Annotated in this window: 19 protein-coding genes and 1 pseudogene; 8 read left to right on the top strand and 12 right to left on the bottom strand. The window is 52.6% G+C overall.

The features are described from left to right. Positions 1-41 precede the first annotated feature (41 nt). The 3 genes from kch to D9980_RS06745 all read right to left on the bottom strand — a co-directional run bounded on the left by kch (position 42) and on the right by D9980_RS06745 (position 4,351). Complete coding sequence (gene kch, locus D9980_RS06755; RefSeq protein WP_121608969.1) at positions 42-1,226, bottom strand: voltage-gated potassium channel protein; 1,185 nt, start codon at positions 1,224-1,226, stop codon at positions 42-44. Positions 1,227-1,302: 76 nt separating this feature from the next. Then, positions 1,303-1,911, bottom strand: coding sequence for a class I SAM-dependent methyltransferase (locus D9980_RS06750; protein ID WP_121606802.1), 609 nt, complete (start codon positions 1,909-1,911; stop codon positions 1,303-1,305). Between the two features lie 13 nt (positions 1,912-1,924). Continuing rightward, entirely contained in the window at positions 1,925-4,351 is a 2,427-nt protein-coding gene (locus D9980_RS06745; RefSeq protein ID WP_121606801.1) for a DUF3772 domain-containing protein, read from the bottom strand. Between the two features lie 348 nt (positions 4,352-4,699). On the opposite strand from D9980_RS06745, the gene D9980_RS06740 reads away from it, so the two are divergent. From D9980_RS06740 to D9980_RS06730, 3 genes are all read left to right on the top strand, one after another. Then, a complete protein-coding gene (locus tag D9980_RS06740; protein WP_121606800.1) occupies positions 4,700-5,260 on the top strand; it encodes a DUF2975 domain-containing protein in 561 nt (186 codons plus the stop codon). A 12-nt stretch (positions 5,261-5,272) separates the two neighbouring features. Continuing rightward, the gene (locus tag D9980_RS06735) at positions 5,273-5,503 is read left to right on the top strand and encodes a helix-turn-helix transcriptional regulator (protein WP_021804454.1); all 231 of its coding nucleotides are present in this window, start codon (positions 5,273-5,275) and stop codon (positions 5,501-5,503) included. Between the two features lie 380 nt (positions 5,504-5,883). Beyond that, positions 5,884-7,611 (top strand): ABC-F family ATP-binding cassette domain-containing protein, encoded by a 1,728-nt coding sequence (locus D9980_RS06730; protein ID WP_121606799.1) that lies wholly within the window; start codon positions 5,884-5,886, stop codon positions 7,609-7,611. 960 nt (positions 7,612-8,571) lie between these two features. Here D9980_RS06730 and D9980_RS06720 read toward each other — a convergent pair. Further along, positions 8,572-10,047 carry an alpha/beta hydrolase gene (locus D9980_RS06720; protein ID WP_121606797.1) on the bottom strand — a complete coding sequence of 492 codons (1,476 nt, stop codon included), beginning with the start codon at positions 10,045-10,047 and terminating at the stop codon, positions 8,572-8,574. Between the two features lie 270 nt (positions 10,048-10,317). Next, positions 10,318-10,863 (bottom strand): Ail/Lom family outer membrane beta-barrel protein, encoded by a 546-nt coding sequence (locus D9980_RS06715; RefSeq protein WP_121606796.1) that lies wholly within the window; start codon positions 10,861-10,863, stop codon positions 10,318-10,320. A 465-nt stretch (positions 10,864-11,328) separates the two neighbouring features. Here D9980_RS06715 and fusA point away from each other — a divergent pair, with 465 nt between their 5' ends. Then, on the top strand, positions 11,329-13,434 hold the full coding sequence (gene fusA / locus D9980_RS06710; RefSeq protein WP_121606795.1) for an elongation factor G: 2,106 nt from the start codon (positions 11,329-11,331) through the stop codon (positions 13,432-13,434). Positions 13,435-13,657: 223 nt separating this feature from the next. Here fusA and D9980_RS06705 read toward each other — a convergent pair whose 3' ends face one another. The 6 genes from D9980_RS06705 to D9980_RS06680 form a co-directional block, all read right to left on the bottom strand. Next, entirely contained in the window at positions 13,658-14,623 is a 966-nt protein-coding gene (locus D9980_RS06705) for a DMT family transporter (protein WP_121606794.1), read from the bottom strand. 107 nt (positions 14,624-14,730) lie between these two features. Further along, positions 14,731-15,555 (bottom strand): AraC family transcriptional regulator, encoded by an 825-nt coding sequence (locus tag D9980_RS06700; RefSeq protein ID WP_121606793.1) that lies wholly within the window; start codon positions 15,553-15,555, stop codon positions 14,731-14,733. 32 nt (positions 15,556-15,587) lie between these two features. Further along, complete coding sequence (locus D9980_RS06695; RefSeq protein ID WP_121606792.1) at positions 15,588-17,456, bottom strand: potassium transporter Kup; 1,869 nt, start codon at positions 17,454-17,456, stop codon at positions 15,588-15,590. Positions 17,457-17,564: 108 nt separating this feature from the next. Continuing rightward, positions 17,565-18,482, bottom strand: a complete 918-nt coding sequence (locus D9980_RS06690) for an alpha/beta hydrolase (protein WP_121606791.1) — start codon at positions 18,480-18,482, stop codon at positions 17,565-17,567. Continuing rightward, on the bottom strand, positions 18,469-19,368 hold the full coding sequence (locus D9980_RS06685) for an alpha/beta fold hydrolase (RefSeq protein ID WP_121606790.1): 900 nt from the start codon (positions 19,366-19,368) through the stop codon (positions 18,469-18,471). The genes D9980_RS06690 and D9980_RS06685 overlap by 14 nt, the downstream gene beginning before the upstream one ends. Before the next feature lie 15 nt (positions 19,369-19,383). Then, entirely contained in the window at positions 19,384-20,439 is a 1,056-nt protein-coding gene (locus D9980_RS06680; protein WP_121606789.1) for a sugar phosphate isomerase/epimerase, read from the bottom strand. Positions 20,440-20,577: 138 nt separating this feature from the next. Between D9980_RS06680 and D9980_RS06675 the strand changes: the two genes are divergently transcribed. The 4 genes from D9980_RS06675 to nudI all read left to right on the top strand — a co-directional run bounded on the left by D9980_RS06675 (position 20,578) and on the right by nudI (position 22,710). After that, entirely contained in the window at positions 20,578-21,174 is a 597-nt protein-coding gene (locus D9980_RS06675; protein ID WP_121606788.1) for a TetR/AcrR family transcriptional regulator, read from the top strand. A gap of 88 nt (positions 21,175-21,262) precedes the next feature. Then, positions 21,263-21,610, top strand: coding sequence for a helix-turn-helix transcriptional regulator (locus tag D9980_RS06670; protein WP_121606787.1), 348 nt, complete (start codon positions 21,263-21,265; stop codon positions 21,608-21,610). Positions 21,611-21,614: 4 nt separating this feature from the next. Beyond that, complete coding sequence (locus tag D9980_RS06665; RefSeq protein ID WP_024531294.1) at positions 21,615-22,148, top strand: SRPBCC family protein; 534 nt, start codon at positions 21,615-21,617, stop codon at positions 22,146-22,148. Positions 22,149-22,281: 133 nt separating this feature from the next. Then, positions 22,282-22,710 carry a nucleoside triphosphatase NudI gene (gene nudI, locus D9980_RS06660; protein WP_065686180.1) on the top strand — a complete coding sequence of 143 codons (429 nt, stop codon included), beginning with the start codon at positions 22,282-22,284 and terminating at the stop codon, positions 22,708-22,710. 577 nt (positions 22,711-23,287) lie between these two features. Here nudI and D9980_RS06655 read toward each other — a convergent pair. Then, positions 23,288-24,546: pseudogene (locus tag D9980_RS06655) on the bottom strand (NupC/NupG family nucleoside CNT transporter). Positions 24,547-24,584 lie beyond the last annotated feature (38 nt).

Raw genomic sequence — 24,584 nt, 5'->3', positions numbered from 1 at the left:
AACCGTCCCCGCACCGTTTAGGTGGTGCGGGAACAACCCGGTTACCTGCCCTTATTATCACCCTCACCGTTGCTGAAAAACGCATCAATATTGAGATCGTGATTAACCACCTCACCATTGAGCGATCGCACCAGCAATTCACTACCCAACAGTTGCAGTGAGAGTACGGCATCGGGTTTGACGCGTTTGATCTTGTTCATATTCTGGCTTTCATTGACCAACGTGATGGTTTTGGTGTCTGCCCCACCCACCTCTTTGGCTGCCAATATGATGAAAGCGTTAACCGCGTCGCTTTCGGTCAAGGCAACAATATATTTCGCCTTTTCTGCCCCGGCTAATGCCAGCGTCGCAACGGCAGAAGGATCGCCTTCAACCACATCTGCATGACTAGGATAGTGTTGTTTATTACCAGGCTCACAAACAATGGTCACGTTACCGCCGCTTTCAATCAATCCCTGATAGACATTTTGTGCCAATGAAGAGGTACCAACAATAATATAATGATTTTTGCGAACCATGTGAGAGAACCGCCCTTTGATAATACGTTGAAGATTTTGGCTGATTAGCACGCCAGCAACCGATGCCAGAGAAGCGGCAAAAACCGTAATGCCAAAGATAATCACCGTGAGTGTGAACATCCGCGCAGCAGTGGTATGCGGAATGATATCGCCAAAGCCGACCGTAGACATGCAGACCACGGCAAAATAAAACGCCGTAGGCAGGTCGGTCACCGCGGGGGTGAATTGATCGCCAATGTACAGCGTTCCTAACATACTGTAGACAATCAATGAGGCTATGCTGGTGACGGCAAAAAAACTGGTACTCGCCAGCTTACGTTGGTCGAAACGGCGCCAGTAGATGATCATCCCCAATAGGGTGACCAGTGAATACCCTGCCAACACAGTGATTTGCTTATAGATAGCGATATCAACGATGACGATACAACTGAGCAGCAGTAACGAGAAAAACCAGGCAATACGCGTCCTTAACAGCAACATACCCGCCATAAAGAGCAGCACGGTGCCAATCATAAAGCGTGGAATATCCATGGCATCAAGAAAGCCCAGAGCCTGTTGCCAGGTGCTGAAATTTTCCACAAAATCATGAGAGTGCTGCAACCCGTGCCACAGGATCGGGCTGAGTACCAAATACCCATTATGCGCAACCATCAACGCCAGGATAAACGTTGGTGGTACGTATTTTTCTATTGTTCTCACGATTTTCATAACTTTCATCATTTCAACACCATGACTTGGCCGATGACCTATTTATAGTGGACTGTAGCTGAATGTGATGCAGGGATCATTCGCCAAGTTGCGCCAGCCAGACGGTTCGCCCACCACAGTCGGGATCTTCGGCCACCATACTGACCACCTGGAACCCCTGCTCTTGCAATAATTGCCGGTATTCCTCCGGTGCCAGGCTGGAATGATAAAGGGCTTCGCCTTCGAACGTGCCGATAGCTTCGCCATTGCTGGTGCCGCTGGTAAACATTAATGCAGCCTTGCTCTGAGCATGTCGCCGGAAAATGTTAAACATCTGGCGCTGATCTTCGCGCGTCAGATGGAAAAAACTGTCCCAGGCAATTAGCCCATCAAATTTGTCTGCTAACGCCAGGGTTCTCATATCGGCCACAGCCCAGCGTTGTTCCGGAAAGCGTTGGAGGCAACGGTCGATCATCGGCTGCGAACTGTCCACCCCCGTCACCTGAAAACCCTGGCGGATAAAATAGTCGGCGATCGGCATGCCGTTGCCGCAGCCAATATCCAGGATCCGCCCGTTGTTGGGTAACAGGTTCAGGAACCGCTCCAACCAGGGTTGCTCAAACAGAGTGGTTGACCGTTTCTGCTCAAACGCCCCGGCATGCCGTTGATAGATGCCGATGATGTTATCGGCCATTGAGTTATTCATCCGTGTTCCCCCATCAAGATGAATGTTCTTCTTCATCAACCAGACTTTTTTCCCGGTGTTTCATAAACACCACCTCTTGCGGGCTGGACAGGTTGACATTATGGGCGCGCAGGAGCTTCAAAATATTGAACAGCAGATCGCTCTTGGTGGCGCCGACCATACGTGGGCTGGCAACGTAACCGGTCACGCTGAGGATAATCCCGTCTGGTCCGAGCTGGCTGAAGCGAACGTATGGGGCAGGCGTTTCCAGAATGGATTCGTGTTCATGGTAGGCACTCAGCAACACGTTGCGTACCTGCTCTGGGTCGATATCGGTGGGGAAAGTCAGCGCGACGGTGACTACCCCTTGGGCATTCCCCATGGTGGCGTTACGCACGTTCTGCGAGATTAGCTGAGAGTTAGGCACAATCATGGTCGAGCGATCGCTCAGTTGGATCTCGGTGGCACGTACATTGATTCGCCGTACATCCCCTTCAACCCCGCCGATACCGATCATATCCCCGACTTTAACCGGGCGCTCCGTTAACAGGATCAGGCCAGAGATAAAGTTTTTCACGATTTCCTGCAGGCCAAAACCGATACCTACCGATAGCGCACTCACGATCCAGGCCAGGTTATTCCATTGGATACCCAACGTCGCCAGCGTGATCAGGATCAGCAGCACATAACCGACGTTGCTGAACAAGGTCACCAGCGAGGCGCGGATACCGATATCACTGATGGTTTTTGGCAGCAGCTCATGGCTTAGCCAACGTTGCGTGACCCGCAGCACATAGATACCGATCGCCAGGCAAACCACCGCATTGAGCAGGTTGCTTGGGACGATATTCAGCCGCTTCAGGCCTTCGCCGCTCAGGATGGCAACAATCTTTTGCAGCAAGGAGTTGGGCGTAGTGGTGCCAAAGGAGCCATTAATCAGAGCCACAATCATCAACAATATCAAAGAACATTTGGACAACGCCGTGAAGATGACGGTCAGTTGCTCAAGATGGCGATCTTTAAAGTGGAGCGATTTTTTCAGCGCCCGCCCGCTGGCAGTTTGGGGAGAAAAGATGGCCGTACAGAAATCGGTAGCAAAGATCACCAGGAAATAGAACGCCATCAGTACCAAAGCGGCCCAAATCAACTGATAGGTCAGGAAGCGAGCGAAAGCCACATAGCCAATCAACAGTGATAACAGGATCACGGTTGCCGATACCACAATAACGATATGGATTATCCCGGCAATTACCGAGCGTTTTTCCAGATGCATCCCCTGCTGCTCTAGCTTAAAGCGGATGCGGCGTGCCCGAACCGGTACTGCGAACAAGATTAATGCCATCAGTGCGGTAGCCAGGCCATTACCTAGCACCGTGCTGCCAAGACTGGCACCAATCACGTTATTAACCAGTTCCACGGTGCCAAAAGCCATGGCCAATCCGGCCAATAACGGCGACAGGAAACGCATGCCGCTCGCAATGGCATCATCCATCTGCGCCAGACGCCATGATGGACGGCTCAGCGAAAGGTACGCCCTGCCTAATCCCGCGATCAGCGCGCAGAAAATCCCCAACTGCATAAATCCATCGGCGAAATCCTGAACCTGGGACGTCAGCGGCTGAACACGAGTAAACGCAGAAATAAGCAGATTTAGCGCCAGTGTGGTGGCAAACAGCGTGATCAGCACCGTCATTAATGCCATAAAACTGCGGCGCAAGCGGCCATCGGGTAAATAGCGGATACAGACCCAGGCAAAAAACTGTTCCACGAAATAGCGCCCTAGAGACCAGCAAGCCGCAGCCAGGATCAGTAAAGCTATCGTCCCGTAGCGCCATTCCTCCTGCCAACTGGCATCCAGGGTTTGCTCCAACTGCTGCTTAAAGTCATTAAGACGAGCTAAATCCTCAACCTGTGAAGACGATTCTGGTAACCAGAATTGCGAACTAAGAATACTGCCGCTATTCAACGCCAGTTGGGATTTGAAGGCCACGCGGCGCAGATCGGTAATTTGTTGCCCTAAGTCGAGCGCCCCCGTTCTGATGGCTTGCGAACGTTTTAAGGCATCGTCCAACTGTTTTTTGGCATTATTGAGCGTATTGCGTTGCTGCACCACACTGGCGGTTTCGGTCATTACCCCAGGTTCGGGCTGCGGGCCAAGCACGTCTAACTGTGCCTGCAACTTCACCTGCATGGGTTGCAGATCGGTGGTCAGCTTTTCTGCGTCCGTGGCTAAGACCTGCGTGGCTTCAAACAGCTTGTTCAACTGACCATCAGAGCTCGCCTTTGAGACCTGCTGTTTAATCGTATCCAGCTGTTTTTGATAATTTTTCAGTGAAGCCGCGATTTCCTGCGGGCTGAGTTCAACCGCAGCAGCACTCTGCTGCGCTGCATTGGCTAACGGGGCCAGCGGTAAGCCGAACAACAAAAAGGTGAACAGGAAAATCTGTAATGACTTGATCATAACGGTGAATGCTCAGCATGGGGTTGGCGATAAACGCAACAGGCGAAACGATGAATATCACTGCGCCTGATCAACAATAAGCGGTGAGTATAATAACAAGCTATTCAGTGAAAAAGCGCATTAATCCTAGAAGGTTAGTAGAAATTTTAGCTAACGCCTCACTTGCCCTTATTTAACCCCCTACAGTGCCCTCTCCATGACCGTTAACTGCTCAAAAAGAAACCGCTGCATGGTCGTTTTCTGAACATAAAAATCATTATGTGATCGAATTTCGATAATTTTTTATTGTTTTACGATAACAAAAGGATTAAGGTCACTGCGACTTCCACTCAACGACTTGAGGTTTTTATGACATTAGAACGCCTTACCCGCTTCAGCCAACGTATGGCCACCATCACATTGTGCCTGTTACTCGCCATGTTGCTGTTTAATGCTTCCTATTGGTTATTCCCAAGCCTCGCCGCCAACGATGGCTACGGATTTCATGTTTCCATCTCAAACGATTTAATCAGCGCGCTGGGTGTTGATTTATACCGCTTCCCCTGGTGGCAAATTGCCGGTGGTATTATCTTATCGAGCGTACCACTGCTAGCACTGGCGCTTGGGTTGTATCATTTACGCAAGTTGTTCCAAACCTATGCTCAAGGTGCCTACTTTTCAGGCACTGCGGCGCACCATTTGGGGAAAATGGGTCAATACGTCGCCATTTGGACGATTTTAGAGTTAGTGTGCCAACCTGTTCTCAGCTATTGGATAACTATGCATGAGCCTGTTGGCCAACGGATGGTGACATTAGGTATCGATACAGGGAATATTGTTGCCCTGTTTCTCGCGGCCTGTATTGCCGTCATTGCACAAATCCTGAAACAGGCCAGCAAGTTGCATTGTGAAAATCAACAGTTCGTGTGAGGTTAACCCATTATGTCGATCATCGTCCGGCTAGACGTGTTGTTAGCCACACGCAAAGTCAAATCCAAAGACCTGGCCGCCGCCGCCGGCATCACCGAACAGAACCTCTCGCTGTTAAAGCAAGGCAAGGTGAAAGGGATACGTTTTGCTACGCTGGATGCTATCTGCCGCTATCTTGATTGCCAGCCTGGGGACGTGCTGGAACATATTCAGGACCCAGAAATCTACGCAGAAGATGAGTGATCGGCCCAAAACATAACCCATTGTTTCACCAAGCGGGCGCAGCATGCAGCGCCCCTACCTACTGAGCCGGTGGAGATCTGTTAGTCGTCTCACACTAACAGGTAGGCCAGTAGCAGAAACCGCAAATCCCCTTTATAATCCGTTCACCTATCAACCAAAAACTATGAAAAGGAGGTCCCCAATGCTGTCTTGTGAATTGTTTATACTTTCACATCACCTTGGCGATCGTCGCTGCTCAAGCATTACCGGTATCGTGCTCCGATAACCTAAGCTTGAGCGAAGTTTACACACATCAACGTTCTTCCCTCCGGCTTACCGGGTTATCGTCGGCAGTTTTTTGACGATAGGCATCTGCATGCCTGTAACCTTGAGTAAGCACCATGACGACATTACTTTCTGCACAATCTGTTGGTATTGATACCGCTTTCGGCCCGCTGCTGGCTGAGGTTTCCTTTAGCCTGAAAAAGGGCGACCGCATCGGTTTAATTGGCCATAACGGCTGTGGCAAAAGCACCCTGCTTAAAATTCTCAGCGGCGATCTGCCTGCCAGCACGGGCACCGTCACCCCATCACACCAATGCCTGATGGCTCGGGTGGAACAACACCTGCCCGAAGCCTTGTATCACTGTACCCTGTTGGAAGCAGTGCTCACAGGCCTGGCAGATGGCCAACACCAGCCTGAACGTTGGCAAGGTGAAGTGTTACTCGCCGAACTGGGATTCGACCGAGCGGCATGGGATCTGACGGCCGGCACCCTGAGCGGTGGCCAGCATACCCGCTTGTTGTTAGCCCGGGCGCTGATCCGCCAACCTGACTTGCTGCTGCTGGATGAACCCAGCAACCATCTGGATCTGCCGACGCTGCTGTGGCTGGAGCAATTCCTCAATGGCTGGAACGGTAGCTTCGTGCTGGTTTCCCACGACGGCCGGTTACTGGACAGCGTAACCAACTGTACCTGGATCCTGCGTGATAAAACGCTGCAGTATTTCCGTTTACCCTGTTCGCAGGCGCGCATCGCACTCCAAGAGCAAGACTTGGCCGATGAGCACCGCCATCAGGCTGAACAAAAGGAAATTGACCGCATAGAGAAAAGTGCCAAACGCCTGGCTGTCTGGGGTCACGTATATGACAACGAAGACCTCTCGCGTAAAGCCAAGCAGATGGAGAAACAGGTGGTTCGATTAAAGGACCAGCAAACCACCTTGAGCGCTGGCAACCAGTGGCGGCTCCGGCTCAGTGGTGAAGCGCTGCCTGCCGATCGACTGCTGGCTTTGGAGCAATTAGCCATTCGCCCTGCTCCTACGGCGCCGGTGCTGTTCAGTCTGGATCATCTCCAGGTAAAAAGTGGCGATCGCATCGCGCTAGTAGGCCGTAACGGCTGTGGCAAGTCTTCATTGCTGCATTTCCTTTGGCAGCAATACCAGCAAGCAAGCTGCCAAGGGGCTGTTTTTCACCCTCGCGTGCGTATTGGTTATTACGACCAAAGTCTGCAACAGCTCTACGATGAGGACTCGTTAAGCGATGCTCTGAGCCACTTCGCACCCCTGACCGAAGACCAACGGAAAATGGCGCTGATCGGTGCCGGTTTCCCCTACCTGCGCCATCAACAAAAAGTGTCTACGCTGAGTGGCGGCGAACGTTCGCGGTTACTGTTTGTTGCGCTTACTCTGGCCAACTACTCACTGTTGCTGCTAGACGAACCGACCAACCATCTGGATATGGAAGGTAAAGAAGAGCTGGCCGCAACATTGCAACAGTTTGCGGGAGCCGTGCTGCTGGTTACCCACGATCGGACGCTGATGGAGCAAAGCTGTAATCGCTACTGGCTGATAGACGATCGTCAACTGACCGAATGGCACGATCTTTTACCCGTCTACACCATCCTGGGTGGTGGCGGTCATTCTGAGCTGGTGATATCCCCTGAACGAGCTCCGCTCGCTGAACCTGCGATATCAACCAATGAAGATCACCTGCTGGCGACACTGGTTGCTCTGGAGCACAAGCTTGAGGAGGATATAACGCGTAAACCCAAGCATCAAAAGCCGCAGTTGCAGCAGCAATGGCGGCGCGAGATCGCGGAGATTAATGGCAAACTTGGGTTGATTTAACCCAACGATGGGCGCGACTAGCGTATGACCAAATTGAGTTCGGTCATCTGCTGGTCGCGCCCATCCATTAACTTTTTGTCCGGGCACATGGAGTGTTAACAAATCACGATCGGGCTGATCATCAACCGCATCTTGATGGCAGAACTCAGATAAATCGTTAGGCCCCCCCTCCACCTGCTTTTAACTAGGAATAAACTCGGAAAGCTCATTGTTATCCAAGAATAACCTCACCTCAATATGTTAAGATTATTCTTGATTTTGCTGTTGTGCATTATTTATTGCAATTAAGCAAGTGAGGAAAATATTTTTTATCGATAAATCCATATGAATTATTAATCAATTTCAGTATAAAACCCTCTAAGCTCATGGTATTTGATTACAAAAAAATAATCTTAACCATATGATTTTAAATCAATTTTAATTTTATTTTTTATGTTAACCCTGAGTGTGTATTTATCCATCACCTAAGGGTGTCTAATTAAAAAAACAGATCGATAAAATATTGTATATAACAGCGAAGTTTAATTCCTGTATTTAAAACTTTATGTTACGCTCTATCCTATAACAGTACCAACCTAATAATGGATAGCCACATACCCTTCCCTAGGAAGCCATACTTCATGGAGAACTGTACATTGACCAGCGTCAGAGAGTTTATATATAGAAAACATGACGGAGATATTAAAACCTTCGCACAACTGCACCGAACCAGTGTCTACAAAGTTAATGAGTGGATCCGCCAGGATGCGCACATTATTAACGGAAAAATCTGTATCCCCACCAGACATTCCGCTTGATCCTGTACTTCATCACGGGGCAGAATACTCTTAGTAAAAATCGCAGTCCTGCCCCTACTGACATAACCTAGTATCCCCCGCCCAGAACGTAGTTTTAGAACGCTACTGAGTAGTTTTTCTATCAGCCTGGTGAAGGCACATATCATTACCCAAAGACCCCCGCTCAACGGCAGCTTTTATCCCGTCGTGGCTTTTTTGGACTCAACAGATAATCGACCACTGCATCATCCACACAGCTGTCTACGCCCGTCAACGCCAGCGTATGCCCATCCCCTTCGCGGGTAATCAGCGGGCTTTTAAAACTCGAAGCCATTTCACGGGCGTTACGATATGGCGTAACCGGGTCATAGCGCTGGGTAATGAACAACAACGATGGGAGAGCGGTAGAAAGCACTGGAGCATGCGGTTCCACATGACCAGGGTATGGCCAGAAATCACAGGTCTCGAGTGGATACTCATGCAACGGTAAGTAATTGGGAAATGAGGCTGCGGTATTGATTTGTTGGCGCTGCCGGCGTAACAGCTGCTGGTCGGCATCAGGCTTCGCCATATCTGCACAGGTGATCACCATTCGCGCATCATCAGCGTCTGGGGTGTAGCTTTCGTCGATAAGATCGGTCACCGCATCATCGGCTTTGCCCTCATCAATTTTACGCAAGGCCGTGGCCAGCTCGGGCCAACGTTCCCGCCAGGGCAAAAGGTTACGCGTCAGTGTGATCACGTCATCGGCAGAGATTTCATAACCCGAAGGAGTAACGAAAGGAGCATCGTGCAATTTACGCAGCATCCTGTGGTACCGCTGGATCGCCCAGTTAGGTTCGCTGGTTAAAGGGCATGAGCCGTTTTTCTCGCAATCATCGGCAAAACGCAGGAAGCTTTGCTGAAAACCTCGCTCCTGATTGATACGTTGGTTAAAATCATCTTCTTTCAGGTTCACTACGCCATCGAGCACCAACGCGCGGATTTTCTTAGGGAAACGCTCAGCATACAACTCCGCGACCTTGGTACCGTAAGAATACGCCACGGCGGTCAACGCGGGTTCACCCAACGCCCGGCGAAGGATATCAAGATCGTTAACGGCTTCGTGGGTGCCCATATGTTGCACCACGTCGGTTCCGGTCTGCTTGATGCAGGCCGCCACCATATCCCGTGCCTGCTGCTCTGCACCGGGAAGATCGTTTTCATCGGGTGACGGTGTTTCCTCACTGGCTGTCAGTTGACAGGAAATCTTGGGTGTCGATTGCCCCACACCACGCGGATCATAGCCAATGATGTCGTAAGATTTTTGCAACCGCCAGGCGGGACCCTGTTCGGCAATTTTTGGATTGATCCCTGGCGAGCCAGGCCCATCCGCGATGATCACCACACTGCCTTTTTTTGGGCCTACCGCAGGTAACCGCGTGAGAGCCAGCCGAACGGTTTGTGCTGCATTCTGGCCACTCAGTGGCGCTTCGACATAGCCACATTGTAACCCGGCCGGAGGCGGCCCATCGCTGAACCAGTGCTGAAAGGCGGTGCTGTTGCAGGGTTGCCATTGAATGGTACCTGGTGCAGTGCCGGATGGTTTGACCAAAGGCTTGGCATAGGCCGGCAGTTGGACCGCAACGGCGAGCAAAAACAGAACACGAAACGCAGACATGACGAGTCCTTTCAGCAAACGGTTACTCGGTATTTTAACGCCGCTACATTAAACCGCCTACCAACGGATTATGGAAGGGCTATTAAGGTGTTTGGCAGGATCTGTATACCAACCGGCAGAAAATATTCATTGAAAAGAGCGCATGTGAAGGAGAGTAAAACCGGAACCGCCGCGAGTAGCGGCGGCTCCGAGGTTTCGAGAAGGCCAAGCCATTTTTAGCGACAGTAATGGCGTAGAACTGCGCCCTCAAAACCCTTTAGGACATCTCTATCAGAAACGATAGCCAGCACCAACGGTCCAGGTACCGACTTTAAAGTCACCCAGCTTTGAATACTCGTAGTGAGCATCAAGAGCAATATTAGGGGTTACGTTAAACTGTAAGCCAGCACCGTAAGCGACGCTGGTCTTGCTTTCGTCTGTGTTAGCAGAGTAACCCCGCATAGAGACATTGGATGACGCCTTGCCGTGACCAAAACCGATTAAACCATAGGCGCTGATATAGTCATTAAAGCGATAGGCTGGGCCTGCAGTCAGTGAGTAATATTTTAAATCACCATCGCCCACTTTGTTACTGCCATAATAGAAATCATACGACTGTGTGGTGTAGGTGAATGAAGTGATAAAGCCTAAATTGTTATCAATTTCATAGCGATACTTGAGGTTAAAACCCTTTGGGTTCTCATTCAGGTTGTTGCCATCAACCTTCACGTGGCTCTGAGCGTAACCTAAAGAAATGGTGCTTTCACCCGCAGCCTGAACGCCGAAAGACAACGCCATTGCGCCAGCCAGAAGTACTGATAAATATGTTTTTTTCATGTTGCTCTCTTAATCCATGAGTAAATAAAATTCGCTCTGCAATAAAATAATGTGCTATTTGAGCGAATTCGGAATTTAACCATGAAGTTTGTGGGATGTCTCGCTCAACTTCACATAAACATCAATTCCTCTACAGAAAAATTTATAGCAATAAGCAAATCAGATCATTTTTTAGGCAGTCTGAGCGTTATTTATATGGCCTGCTGGAAATCTCTTGTATGACCGTTCAGTTTGCCCCCTTTCACACCCTAGCAAATGCCAGCCGCAGAACAACCTTGTGACCTGTAATGTTTGATTTTTAAACGACCTATCACAGTCATAGGTTAATAAACTTAATACTATCAACTACGATTACCCTAAGGCCATAGAACGTTGTTGATCACGGCCTAGCTGATAGCCCATTGAGGGATATCATTTTACGTAAACTGATAAAGCCGTACGCCACAAGGCTAAGAAAGGTTGATTATGGCACGCACTACCCCCATCGAACGCTACCGCAATATCGGCATCTCGGCGCACATTGATGCCGGCAAAACCACGACGACCGAGCGGATTCTGTTTTACACCGGGGTCAGTCACAAGCTGGGCGAAGTCCACGACGGCGCCGCTACCATGGACTGGATGGCGCAGGAACAGGAGCGTGGGATCACCATTACCTCCGCCGCTACCACCTGCTTCTGGAACGGCATGGAGCATAATTATCCTCAGCACCGGATCAATATCATCGACACCCCCGGGCACGTCGATTTCACCATTGAGGTGGAACGTTCGATGCGCGTGCTGGACGGTGCCGTGATGGTGTACGACTCAGTCGGCGGCGTGCAACCGCAATCTGAAACCGTGTGGCGTCAGGCTAATAAGTACAAAGTGCCACGTTTGGCCTTCGTCAACAAAATGGACCGCACCGGCGCGGATTTTTTCCGCGTGCGCAATATGATGATCGAGCGCCTGAAAGCCAATCCGGTGCCGGTGGTGATCCCCATCGGTGCAGAAGACCATTTTGCTGGCGTGGTGGATTTGATCCGCATGCAGGCCATCTTCTGGGATGAGGCGACTCAGGGTATGACCTACCGCTTCGAGGCGATCCCCGCAGAAATGCTCGAGCATGCCCAAGAGTGGCGCGACAAGATGATTGAAGCTGCGGCGGAAGGCTCCGAAGCGCTGATGGACAAATACCTCAATCAGGTCGAATTAACCAATGAGGAGATCGTTCAGGGGTTACGCGCCCGCACCGTTGCCGGTGAGATCCAGCCAATGCTGTGCGGTTCGGCATTCCGCAACAAGGGTATCCAGCGCATGCTGGACGCGGTGATCGAACTTATGCCCTCTCCGCTGGATGTACCGCCGATGGAAGGCCATGACGAACGCGATAACATTATCACCCGCAAGGCCGATGATAATGAAAAATTCTCGGCGCTGGCATTCAAGCTGATGACCGACCCATTCGTTGGCCAGTTGACCTTCGTGCGCGTCTATTCCGGCATCGTGGCCAAAGGCGATAGTGTCTATAACCCGGTAAAAGGCAAAAAAGAGCGTATTGGCCGTATCGTGCAGATGCACGCCAACGACCGTAAAGAAGTCGATGAGTTGCACGCCGGGGATATTGCCGCCTGCGTGGGCCTGAAGGATGTGACCACCGGCGATACGCTATGCGATCCCAATGCCATTATCACGTTGGAACGCATGGTGTTTCCGGAGCCGGTTATCGCACAGGCCATCGAGCCAAAAACCAAGGCCGACCAGGAGAAAATGGGGATTGCGCTGCAACGCCTGACTTCGGAAGATCCTTCACTGCGTGTACGCACCGATGAAGACTCCGGCCAGACCATTATCTATGGCATGGGTGAATTGCACCTGGAGATCATAGTCGACCGGATGCGGCGCGAGTTTGGCGTTGAAACCAACACCGGCAAACCGCAGGTCTCTTACCGCGAAACCATCCGCCAGAAAGTGACCGACGTAGAAGGCAAATTTGTACGTCAGTCCGGCGGTAAAGGCCAATATGGCCACGTGGTGTTGACGGTGGAACCCAATGAACCTGGTAAAGGCTTTGAGTTCTTTGATGAGATCAAAGGCGGCGTGATCCCCGGTGAATATATTCCCGCGGTGAAAAAAGGCATTCTGGAGGCGCTGAATAATGGCGTGCTGGCGGGTTATCAGATGGTCGATGTCAAAGTGCATCTGACCTTCGGTTCCTACCACGATGTGGATTCCTCCGAGCAGGCATTCCGTATGGCGGCGATCTTTGGGTTCAAAGAGGCCTGTCGCCTGGCCAGCCCGGTGATCCTCGAGCCGATCATGGCGGTAGAGGTGGAAACTCCGGAGGATTACGCGGGTAACGTGATGGGCGATCTGTCGTCACGGCGCGGTATGGTGCAAGGGATGGAGGATATCCCCGGTGGCGGAGGCAAAGAGATCCATGCCAAGGTGCCGCTGTCTGAGATGTTCGGTTATTCCACCACCCTGCGCTCCATGTCGCAAGGCCGTGCCACCTATACCATGGAGTTCAGCCACTACGCAGAGGCTCCACGCAATGTGGCCGAAGAGATTATCCACCACAGTAAACGTTAATTGATAACGGCTACGGGGGAAACCCGTAGCCTCAGATTGATGGCAAAGTTGAATTTGCACTGGGCCAAGGGCGCAGCATGCAGCGCCCCTACGGTCAAACATGTGCGGCCTCTGCAAGTTCGGAGCTATTTTTTGCCCAACTGCATTGTTGCACCTGAGATAGCAGACACTCCCCAATTCACTTCGTAGGGGCGCTGCATGCTGCGCCCATTAACCCGCCTTGTTAGCGTGTCTCTTCCAACGCCATTACCATCGGTTCCAATTTAATACGCATGGCGTAAATCACTCCAATCATCAAACAGGCGATACCGCATAGCGTCAGCAGTGGTGGCCAGCTATGGCGCAGCATAAAGGTATAGGCCAATCCAGCCAGGATCTCAAACACGATCAGCGGCCCAAGCAGCACCGTCGGTAAACGCTGGCTCGCCTCATTCCAACACAACGTACCTAGCCAGGAACACAGCACGCCAATGGCGATCATTAACGGAATAAATACCTGCGGCCTGGGGCCGAACGGCAGCGCGAACTGCGGCTGTGTCAGCGCCAATTGTCCGCAAACCAGCAAATAGCCCACCAACGCCAAAGGTAAGGTCACAATCCCCTGTGCTGTGGCCCAGGTCGCGGACCGTTTGTCCGGGTTATCGCGTAACCAACGCGCGTTACGCAGAGGGAACCAGGTCCAACACGCCACCGCTAACAGTGCCAATCCCAAGCCGCTGGTATAACGCCAAACATCAATAGGCTCGCTATTGCCCTGCAGTTCCGCAACGTTGACCAGCACCAGCCCGAGGGCAATCACCAGTAAGGCCGGAGTCAATTTTCGCCATGAGAGACGGCCGTCGTGATGGCCATAAAACAGATTGGCAGCGACCGATATCACCACCGGTAACGTGCCGATAATCATGGTTGATACCGGCGCTCCGGTACGTTGGATCGCGCTGGCCAGGCACAGGTAATACAGTAGATTGCCGATCGCAGTCAGTTTTAACGCCTCTAGCCAATCTTTTGCCAGCAACTGACGCAGTCGGCGACGATCCAACCAGGCCAACGGCAGCACGACAAGCCCAAAAGCCAGATAGCGCCCGGTGGACTGCAACGCGGCTGGATAATCTGGCACCAATACCGGGCCAATAAAGATCAGGCCCCACATCAACCCGGCAATCAGGGCAAACATTACACCGACAAACATAGTGACTCCATCATCAACAGCCATTCTCAAGTGGCATCAGGATAGAGGGAAATGGGGGCAGAATATTGTACCAGGTTGCTGTTTTACGCCCGCTTTTGCGGCGGAAGTTAACACATCACCTGCTTTTGGTAGCGCGCAGGCGTGACACCGTAACGATTAACCAGCGCTTTGGTAAGATGTGCCTGATCGCTTAACCCCACAGCTACGGCCACCTGGGCCGCTGGCATTCCCCGCCCGAGCATCTGCTTGGCCTTTTCGAGCCGGATCGCCATCAGCATCTGATGTGGGGTGACATGGAATTGCGCTTTGAATTTACGCTGGAAATGATACGGGCTGAGCGAGACCAGCGCCGCCAGATCGCTCAACGTGATTGGGGAGGCAAAGTTATCCCGCAGATACTCCTTCACTATCGCCATGCGATGAGCGGCTTCATTCTGCTGCGGCTGAGCAATACGCACGTGAGGGCGGAAAATATCCACGACGGACAGCAGCAAGCTATCGAGCGCCAGCGTGTCCCGGGTTTGCCATAACGCCGCCAGCGTTTGCGAAAGCCGCTTGGCCGCCGCCGCATCATGGTGGATCACGTCGTTGAACCAACATCCCTTCTCACCGGAAATCCGCTCCAGCGCCGCAGGCTCCAGATAGATCATCCGATAGTTCCAACCGCCTGCCGTTTCCGCTTCGCCGGTATGCAGCTCGTCCGGATTCATCAGCACCAAGGCACCCGGAGCGGCTAAATGTTGTGCCCCACGGTAGCGAAAGCGCTCCGCCCCGGTTTCCACCGTGCCGATGCCAAACGCATCATGGGCGTGTGGCTCAAACGCATAGCGATCGATATGGGCCTGATAAAGCTCCACGCCCGGCAACTGCGGCAAATGCCGGAACTGGGCGCGATCTTTCTCAAACGGAAACTGTTCTGGCACACCTTGCAATTCCCTGGATCCTTTTATCTTTTAGGGTGGGTTTAAACCGGTACGCGACGGCTGATTTCGACCACCTGATCGCTGGGTAGATAATAATAATCGGTCACATGCATGCCGTTACGCACCATCAGTGCAAAGAGACTACGCTGCCACGCCGGCATCGCGCCACGGCCTTCACGTTTGACAATGGTTTCATGCCCCAGATAGTAGGTTACGTCATTAAGATTAAAGCCGCATTGCTGCGCTTCCAGATGACGTAACAGTTGAGGAATGTTTGGCCGCTCCATAAAACCATAATGAGCGACGCCACGCCAGAAGTCGGGTGCCAGTTCGGTCATGGTTAACCGTTCTTCGTTGGCCACTCGCGGTACGTTTTGCACTTCGATACTCAATGCCAGCAAGTCGGTATGCAGCGAACCATTGCGTTTGACGTGCCATTTCATTACCGGCGGCGTGCCTCCCTGGGAGCGAGTCAGGAAGATAGCCGTGCCCGGTACCCGTGGAATAGCCTTTTGTTCAATCTCCTTCATAAAGGTAGCCACCGGCACCACTTTCTCGTCCAGGGTTTGCGAAGCAGACACCACGCCACGGTGCCAAATCAGCATCACGGCATACACCGCAGCAGCCAGTAACAGCGGCATATAGCCGCCTTCCAACACCTTGCTCATGTTGGCAACCAGGAAACTGAGATCGACGACGAAGAAGCCTCCTGCCAGTATCAGGCTGGTTGCCAGGCTCCATTGCCACACTTCGCGCATGGCGACAAACAACAACCCCGTAGTCATGATCATGGTCAGGGAAACGGCGATCCCGTAAGCCGCCGCCAGATTATCGGAGGATTTGAAAAATACCGCCAGGAACACCGTTACCGCCATCAATAACCAGTTGATCGCGCCAATGTAGATCTGCCCGTAGCTCTCTTCGGTGGTTTGTTTAACCCGTAAACGCGGTAACCACCCCAGTTGGATGGCCTGACGCGTCATGGAAAACGCACCACTGATAATGGCCTGGCTGGCAATAATGGTGGCTAGCGTGGCCAAAATCACCAGAGGGATCTGCAGTACGGGTGGGCACAGGCGGAAGAAGATGTTTTGTGTCACATCTGCACCGGACAAGATCAAAGCCGCCTGCCCCGCATAGTTCAGTAGCAGGCTGGGGAACACGATACCAAACCAGGCCAGCCAGATAGGCTTTTTACCAAAGTGCCCCATATCGGCATATAGCGCTTCCGCACCGGTCACGCAGAGGAATACCCCGCCGAGCACCAGAAAGCTGACCATCCCGTTGGAGAACAGAAACTCAAAGCCATACACCGGGTTGATCGCCATCAACACCGCCGGATATTGGATAATGCCCCAAATCCCCAGCGCAGCAATCACCGCGAACCATAGCGCCATAATCGGCCCGAATACTTTACCGATGCGGGCCGTGCCCAGCGCCTGAATAGCAAACAGGCTCACCAGGATCACCACGGTTGCGGGCAGGATATAAGGCTTCGACTGAGGCAAGACGATGTTCAACCCTTCCAGCGCGGAAAGCACCGAAATCGCCGGGGTAATGGCCCCATCGCCGTAGATGAGTGCCGCGCCAAACAGCCCGGCAAATACCACCACCGGTCGAGTGCTCTTTTTGCTGACCAGCAACGACATCAGCGCCAGGATACCGCCTTCACCGTTGTTATCGATACGCATGGCAAAAGTGGCGTATTTTACCGAGGTGACGATCACCAAGGTCCAGAAAATCAGCGACAGCAACCCGAGGATCACCGCTGGTGTTGGTGCATCCCCAGACAGGAACAGCACGGTTTTCAGAGTATACAGCGGGCTGGTACCAATATCGCCAAATACCACGCCCAATGCACCACCTGCCATCAGTGTCAGGCTGCTCTTGTTACTACCTTCGGCGGACATTGCATCTTCCTTAACTGTTTGATCGGACAAGGTGAGTCTTACGTAACAAGGATAGTGCAAAACAACACAAACAGGTCTACTGACCCGCCTTCCTTGGCGGGCAACAAATTAAGGCAATGCCTCCAGCGCAGTAAACAGAACCTGGGCCGCCGGGGTCAAACCAGTCATATGCATGCAAGCGTGCACCATCCCAGGCAAACGCTGGCAATTCACGTTAACGCCAGCTTCTTGCAATCGCTGTGCATAGCGTTCACCTTCATCCCGCAGCGGATCGTATTCGCATACCAGGATCGTCGCTGGTGGTAAGCCTGCCAGCGTTGACGCATGCCAAGGAGAAGCATAAGGCTCCTGAGGGTCGGTATCCTGCCCAAGGTAGTTTGCCCAGCACCAACCCATGATCTCCTGCGTCAGGTAGTAACCCTCACCATATGCGGCAAAGCTTGGCATCGCCATCCCACTATCCAATGCAGGATAAAGCAGGTATTGATGTTCTACGGCTGGCCCTGACCGATCTCTGGCCATCAGAGCTGCCGCAGCCGCGAGGTTCCCACCCGCACTATCCCCGCCAAGCGCAATCCGCTGGGGATCAATGCCGATTTGCGCTGCTTGTTCCGAGGCCCAACATAGCACCTGATAAACGTCATGCAACGGCGTCGGGAAAGGATATTCCGGAGCCAGGCGATAGTCGACAGACAGGATCACTCGCCCAGTGGCATTGGCCAACGCGCGGCAAGGCCCATCGTAAACGTCAAGCGAGCCCAGACACCATCCGCCGCCGTGAGCGAACACCATCGCCGGAAGCGGCATATCCTCTGGCGCATTTAGGGGAATATAACCGCGCACGCTAATAGTTTGCCCGCCGCCAACCGGGATGTGGAATGCCATTATTTTTTTGACGGGCTGGGGTGCCCCCTGCAAGCGCTGTAACCCAACTGCCGTTTGCGCACGTAGTTCTTCCAGTGAGGATGGTGCGGGCGCATCCGCCTGTTGCTGCAAAAATAGCGCGATCTGCTTATCCAGCGGCATGGGCTTTACCCTCCTGTAAAAAAGGCAGGATCAGGGTGATAAATTCCTCGTGGCACTCCTCGGTAATGAAATGCCCGCAGCCAGGCACCACTTCCCCTTGGAGTTGATGAGCCTTGCCCTGCAAGGTAAGGAATGGCGCATCGCGGGTAGCATGTTCTGCGCCAATCGTCATCACCGGCATCGTTAGGGGTGTTTTAGCCCGCAACTGGTTTTGTCGAATGGTCTCAGGAATGGCCCGGTAATAATCAAAACCGGCCCGCAAGCTGCCAGGCACCGAGTAAGCCGCGATGTAGGTTTCCGCGGCGACGCGATCGCGCCGGTAAGACCAGCGGTTGAAAATGTATCCCAGATACTCAGCCTCTCGGCCGGTGGTCAGGGCTTCGGGCAGGTCGGTTAACTGGTTAAACATAAAATGCCACAGGAAGATGTTGTCCTCGGCGGGAACAAAGATCGGCGGTGCCTCTGCCAAACCGGGGATCACCGCTTCGGTCAGCACCAGCCTGCTCACCGCCTGAGGGTAATCGCTGGCCAGCGCATAACCCAACCACATGCCAATATCATGGCCGATCACCGCATAGCGCTGATGCCCCAGTTGCGCCATGACCTGATGGAGTTTTTCGGCAACGCTGCCGGTGTCATAACCGCCGAGGGGTTTGTCCGAATCCCCTATACCAGGAGGATCTACAGCAATAGCCTGAAAGCCCGCATTGGCTAGCGCCTGCATGACGTAACGCCAGGTGTACCAGGTTTGTGGCCAGCCAGGTATCAGCAGCACCGGTTGCCCACTACCGGCGATGGCGCAGTGAATACGCTGGCCGTTGATTTTAATATAGACGTGTTCGGCCTCGAGCCCATTGGATAATGGCCCGTGAGTCAGCATAGTCATAAGGTGCTCCAGAGGTTAGCGAATGCCCAGCAAGGCGTTGATTTGTTGTTGGTTGACCGGCGCACCGGCAAAGTCATCGAACACTTTATCCGTGACCGGAATAATATGATTGCGGATAAACGCGGCTCCTTCTTCGGCTCCGGTTTGTGGATGCTTCAGGCAGCATTCCCATTCGAGCGTGGCCCAACCGGCATAATCGTACTGCGTCAATTTGGAGAAGATGCCTTTAAAGTCCACTTGCCCATCCCCTAATGAACGGAACCGCCCTGCACGATCCGCCCAGGACTGATAGCCGCCGTAAATCCCCTGCCGACCACTTGGATTGAACTCTGCGTCCTTAACGTGAAACATGCGGATGTGATCTTTATAGATATCGATAAATTCCAGATAGTTGAGCTGCTGCAGCACGAAATGGCTGGGATCGAACAGCATTTGGCAGCGTGGATGAGCCGCAACGCGCTGATGGAACATTTCAAAGGTAATGCCATCATGCAGATCTTCGCTGGGGTGGATCTCATAACACAGGTTGATGCCCTGCTCATCACAGGCATCGAGCACGGGTAACCACCGTTTGGCCAGCTCATCGAAGGCCGTTTCAATCAGCCCTGCTGGCCGTTGCGGAAATGGAAACAGGTAGGGCCAAGCCAGCGAACCGGAGAAGGTACCCATTTCAGTCAGGCCTAGGCGTGTGGACGCTTTTGCCGCCAACAGCAGGTTTTCTTTGGCCCAAAGCGTTCGTCCTTGCGGATCGCCACGTAGTCCCTCCGGCACAAAACTGTCGCATAACGCATCATAGGCTGGATGCACCGCCATCAGTTGCCCGAAAATATGCGTGGTCAATTCGCTGATCACCAGGCCGTGCTGCGCCAGCATACCGGTGATGTCATCGCAATAGCTTTGGCTTTCCGCCGCCGTTTTCACATCAAACAAACGACTATCCCACGCGGGGATCTGCAACGCTTTAAAACCCGTCTCTTTTGCCCAGGCGGCAATCGCTGGCAGGCTATTGAACGGTGGAGCTGCATCACTAAATTGAGCAAGGTGCAAGCTGGGGCCTTTAATCGTTTTCATTGTCTTTCCTATTGTTTGTCGATTGACAAACAATAGGCTTAAATCGAATCATCGGCAAGCGGATTTTGAAATTCGTTGGCGTTATCCGCTATTTAAGCGATCCTGTAGTCCGCAGCAAAATCACCGGAGAAGATGACGATGGCAGGTAGACCCAGAGAGTTCGATCGTGAACAGGCCCTATTGCAAGCACGGGACTTATTTTGGCGACAGGGATTTGAAGGCACCTCGATGTCCGATCTGGTGGCCGAACTGGGCATTGCCTCGGCGCGGATCTACAAGGCCTTTGGTTCGAAAGAGCTACTGTTTCGTGAGGCGATAGCACATTACGAAGCCCACGAAGGCGGCTTTGCCGAGCGCGCTTTCGAAGAACAGGCCAGTGTGCGTGAAGCCATCAAACAGATGCTGCTCGACGCCGTTGCCCTCTACAGCCACGGTGAGTTTCCCCAAGGATGCATGGTGGTTTCATCTGCGGTCAGCGTCAGTGAAGATAATCAGGACGTCATGCGCTGGTTGATGGAACACCGCCAACAGCGCACCCAAGGCATTATCGACAGATTACAGGCTGCGATACTGGCTGATGAACTGCCTGCCAACACCGATGCAGAGAGCCTTGGCGATTTTTTTGCGGCGTTCCTGCATGGCTTGTCCGTTCAGGCTCGGGATGGTGTGAGCCGTGCCCGGCTGGAAAAAGCGGTGAAAGTCGCCCTTACTATGCTCGATCCTCCTCCGGTGTAAAGTCATACCCACACTTTTAATGTGACAAGGTTAAAAAATATTCAACGAACAGGTTGAGTATTGACGCTGACGTTCTATATTTAACCATATGGTTAAATTATCTTCCTCACCGCTGGACGCCATTTTCCACGCGCTGGCCGACCCGACAAGGCGAGCCATTCTGCGCACATTGGCCGAAGGCGAACACAGCATCGGTGAACTGGCTGCGCCGTTCGCGATGTCGTTTGCCGGAGCTTCCAAGCATATCAAAGCGCTGGAGCTTGCCGGGCTGGTGCAACGCACCGTGCAGGGAAGAAACCATATCTGCCGGCTCGCTCCTGAGCCAATGGTGCAGGCCATGCAGTGGCTGCAAACCTACGAACATTTCTGGAATGAGCGGCTGGACGCGCTAGAACAAGCGCTGTTGCAAGCCGACTCGCATCCTCCGACGGAGTGAACCCATGAACGACTACGGTATGATTATTGAAACCGGTACGCTGCGGATCCAGCGGCTGCTGCCCGGCCCGCTCAAACGCGTCTGGGCCTACCTGATCGAATCGGATAAACGCGCCAGCTGGCTGGCCGCCGGTGAGATGCCCATGCAGGTCGGGGCCAAGATCGAGCTACTGTTCTGCAACGCCGATTTGGCCGGTGAGGATGAAAAACCGCCGGCAAAATACAAATCCTGTGCCGGTAAAATCGCCCAGATGGGTCATATCACCTGCATTCTGCCACCGCGCCTGGTGAGCTTTACCTGGGCAGAAACAGGGGAAGCCCGCCCTTCTGAAGTCACTATAGAACTGACCGAGCAAGAGGATAAGGTGCTGTTGACCCTTACCCATCGCCGCCTGGCCAACCGCGATACCCTGCTCAGCGTTGCCAGCGGCTGGCATACCCATCTGGATCTGCTGGCCGATCGCCTGCTGGAGCGGACACCAAGCCCGTTCTGGGCCTCAATGAGCCGGTTGGAAGACGAGTACCGGGCCAAACTGTAAGCCTTCGGGATGAGGATTGCGGTTCTCATCCCCTTTACAGCTTAAAGCTGGAAGATGAGAATTTAAAACTCCCACTTGGTGACTGGAGTATAATGCGTGCACCAATCTGATGCCCTTGAAACATGGAGTTACGATGCGTCAACGTATTATTGTTTGCCCGTTAATTGAAAACGATAACGCCTATCTGCTATGCAAAATGGCGGCCCATAAAGGGGTGTTCCCTGGTCAATGGGCGTTATCCGGCGGCGGTACTGAACCAGGGGAAACCATCGAGGAGGCGTTGCGTCGCGAAGTAAGTGAAGAACTGGGTAGCGATCTGGTGCTGGACCGCATTCAACCCTGGACGTTTCGCGATGACGTGCGGGTGAAGACCTACGAAGACGGCAGTAAAGAGCAAATCTATATGATTTACCTGATTTTTGATTGCCACGCGGCCAACCGCACCATCACGCTTAATGACGAGTTTGAAGAATATGCCTGGGTGCGAAAGGAAGAACTAGCCAGCTACGATCTGAACGAAGCGACCCGATTCACGCTACGCCAACGTGGGCTGCTGGAGTAGTGATACCCCTCACCCTAACCCTCTCCCAAAGGGAGAGGGAACCGATCGAGTTCGTTGATCGTCTTGCGTAACACCTTGTCTTTCTTGTTTTTATTCCCTACTTTCCGAAGCAGCACAACCTCATCAAAAAAGCCGGACAGCTCCCTTGTCCAAAGGGAGAGGGAACCAATCGAGTTCGTTGATTGTCTTGCGTAACACCTTGTCTTTCTTGTTTTATTCCCTACTTTCAGAAGTAGCACAACCCCATCAAAAAAGCCGGGCAGCTCCCTCGTCCAAAGGGAGAGGGAACCGATCGAGTTCGTTGATTATCTTGCGTAAAACCTTACCTTTCTTGTTTTATTCCCTACTTTCCGAAGCAGCACAACCTCATCAAAAAAGCCGGGCAGCTCCCTCGCCCTACGGGAACCAATCGAGTTCGTTGATTGTCTTGCGTAACACCTTGCTTTCTTGTTTTTATTCCCTACTTTCCGAAGCAGCACAACCTCATCAAAAAAGCCGTGCAGCTCCCTCGCCCTACGGGAGAGGGTTGGGGTGAGGGGCAATCGAGGACGGATTAGCCTGAAATTGCCCCGGCTCTTCAAATCCCCCCTAACCCGATAAACAACCCGGCAATGGTTGCGCTCATTAGGTTAGAAAGCGTCGCAGCCAACAGGGCCCGGAATCCTAACTGGGCAATTTCCGAGGCCCTTTCCGGCACCACCGCACTGAATGCCCCCACTACCACGGCAATCGAACCAAAATTGGCAAAACCGCACAGTGCGAATGAGATCACCGCGATGGTTTTCGGATCGAGCAGCATCGCGCTCTCTTTCAGGTAAGGAGAGAAACTGAGATAGGCAACAAACTCGTTAATTGCCAGTTTCTGGCCAATCAGCCCCCCCGCCAGATCGGCATGTTCCCAGCTCACGCCCATGATGTAGGCTAATGGAGCAAACAGATAGCCCAGCAGACTTTGCAGGCTGACGCTTTCAACGCCAAACAGGCCGCCCACGCCGCCGATGATGCCGTTGACCAACGCGATCAGCGCAACGAAGGCCATCACTACCGTGGCAACACCCACTGCAATTTTCAGCCCCAACATCGCGCCGTTGGCCGCCGCTTCGATAATGCTGGCGGGCCGTTTATCACTGAATGACATTTCGCTGAACTCAACGCGGGAAGGCTCCGTCGCCGGGCTGAGCAAACGGGCAAACAGGATCCCCCCGGGATAGCCATCAGGGAAGCCGCCAACAGATACTCGATGGGAACGCCCAAACCGGCATAACCGACCAGCATCGAACCGGCAATCGAGGCCATACCGCTACAGATCACCGTGAACAGTTCATTGCGGTTCATGTGTTTAACAAACGGCTTCAACACCGCAGGCAACTCATTCTGCCCCAGGAAAATGGTAGTCACTGCGGCGAAGGACTCCACCTTGCTGATATTCATAAGCCGCTGGAAGACATAGCCAAGAATATTGATCACCCACTTCATTACCCCAAGGTAATATAAAATAGAAATCAACGAAGTGATAAAGATGATGGCGGGTAGCACGTGAAAAGCGAACACAAAACCTGCCCCATCGAAAAGCTCATTCATTTTCGGCCCGACCAGGCCGCCAAAAATAAATGCGCTCCCCGCATCGCTGTACGAAATCACGCGATTGACACCGCTGGCAATGGCGTTAATTAACCATTTACCTGCGGGAACATACAGCATAATAGCGCCAAGCAACACCTGCAGTAACAATGCCGCACCGACCGTGCGCAAGCTTATTTTTCTTTTATTGACGGAAAACACAAAGCCGATTAATAACAGGATCGACATACCTGCCAAACTGCGCAACAACTCCATAAGGCCCCCTTCTATTTTGTTTACTTCCTTCTTTACTC

This window comes from Serratia sp. 3ACOL1, from assembly GCF_003668775.1.
GTDB lineage: Bacteria > Pseudomonadota > Gammaproteobacteria > Enterobacterales > Enterobacteriaceae > Chania > Chania fonticola.
Note: the sequence above shows the minus strand (reverse complement) of the source record. Positions and strands in the feature narration are given on the sequence as shown.

What these genes read in the sequence shown, in the direction of transcription:
- kch (WP_121608969.1), bottom strand. Translation starts at nt 1,226, where the DNA reads ATGAAAATCGTGAGAACAATAGAAAAATACGTACCACCAACGTTTATC.
- D9980_RS06750 (WP_121606802.1), bottom strand. Translation starts at nt 1,911, where the DNA reads ATGAATAACTCAATGGCCGATAACATCATCGGCATCTATCAACGGCAT.
- D9980_RS06745 (WP_121606801.1), bottom strand. Translation starts at nt 4,351, where the DNA reads ATGATCAAGTCATTACAGATTTTCCTGTTCACCTTTTTGTTGTTCGGC.
- D9980_RS06740 (WP_121606800.1), top strand. Translation starts at nt 4,700, where the DNA reads ATGACATTAGAACGCCTTACCCGCTTCAGCCAACGTATGGCCACCATC.
- D9980_RS06735 (WP_021804454.1), top strand. Translation starts at nt 5,273, where the DNA reads ATGTCGATCATCGTCCGGCTAGACGTGTTGTTAGCCACACGCAAAGTC.
- D9980_RS06730 (WP_121606799.1), top strand. Translation starts at nt 5,884, where the DNA reads ATGACGACATTACTTTCTGCACAATCTGTTGGTATTGATACCGCTTTC.
- D9980_RS06720 (WP_121606797.1), bottom strand. Translation starts at nt 10,047, where the DNA reads ATGTCTGCGTTTCGTGTTCTGTTTTTGCTCGCCGTTGCGGTCCAACTG.
- D9980_RS06715 (WP_121606796.1), bottom strand. Translation starts at nt 10,863, where the DNA reads ATGAAAAAAACATATTTATCAGTACTTCTGGCTGGCGCAATGGCGTTG.
- fusA (WP_121606795.1), top strand. Translation starts at nt 11,329, where the DNA reads ATGGCACGCACTACCCCCATCGAACGCTACCGCAATATCGGCATCTCG.
- D9980_RS06705 (WP_121606794.1), bottom strand. Translation starts at nt 14,623, where the DNA reads ATGTTTGTCGGTGTAATGTTTGCCCTGATTGCCGGGTTGATGTGGGGC.
- D9980_RS06695 (WP_121606792.1), bottom strand. Translation starts at nt 17,456, where the DNA reads ATGTCCGCCGAAGGTAGTAACAAGAGCAGCCTGACACTGATGGCAGGT.
- D9980_RS06690 (WP_121606791.1), bottom strand. Translation starts at nt 18,482, where the DNA reads ATGCCGCTGGATAAGCAGATCGCGCTATTTTTGCAGCAACAGGCGGAT.
- D9980_RS06685 (WP_121606790.1), bottom strand. Translation starts at nt 19,368, where the DNA reads ATGACTATGCTGACTCACGGGCCATTATCCAATGGGCTCGAGGCCGAA.
- D9980_RS06680 (WP_121606789.1), bottom strand. Translation starts at nt 20,439, where the DNA reads ATGAAAACGATTAAAGGCCCCAGCTTGCACCTTGCTCAATTTAGTGAT.
- D9980_RS06675 (WP_121606788.1), top strand. Translation starts at nt 20,578, where the DNA reads ATGGCAGGTAGACCCAGAGAGTTCGATCGTGAACAGGCCCTATTGCAA.
- D9980_RS06670 (WP_121606787.1), top strand. Translation starts at nt 21,263, where the DNA reads ATGGTTAAATTATCTTCCTCACCGCTGGACGCCATTTTCCACGCGCTG.
- D9980_RS06665 (WP_024531294.1), top strand. Translation starts at nt 21,615, where the DNA reads ATGAACGACTACGGTATGATTATTGAAACCGGTACGCTGCGGATCCAG.
- nudI (WP_065686180.1), top strand. Translation starts at nt 22,282, where the DNA reads ATGCGTCAACGTATTATTGTTTGCCCGTTAATTGAAAACGATAACGCC.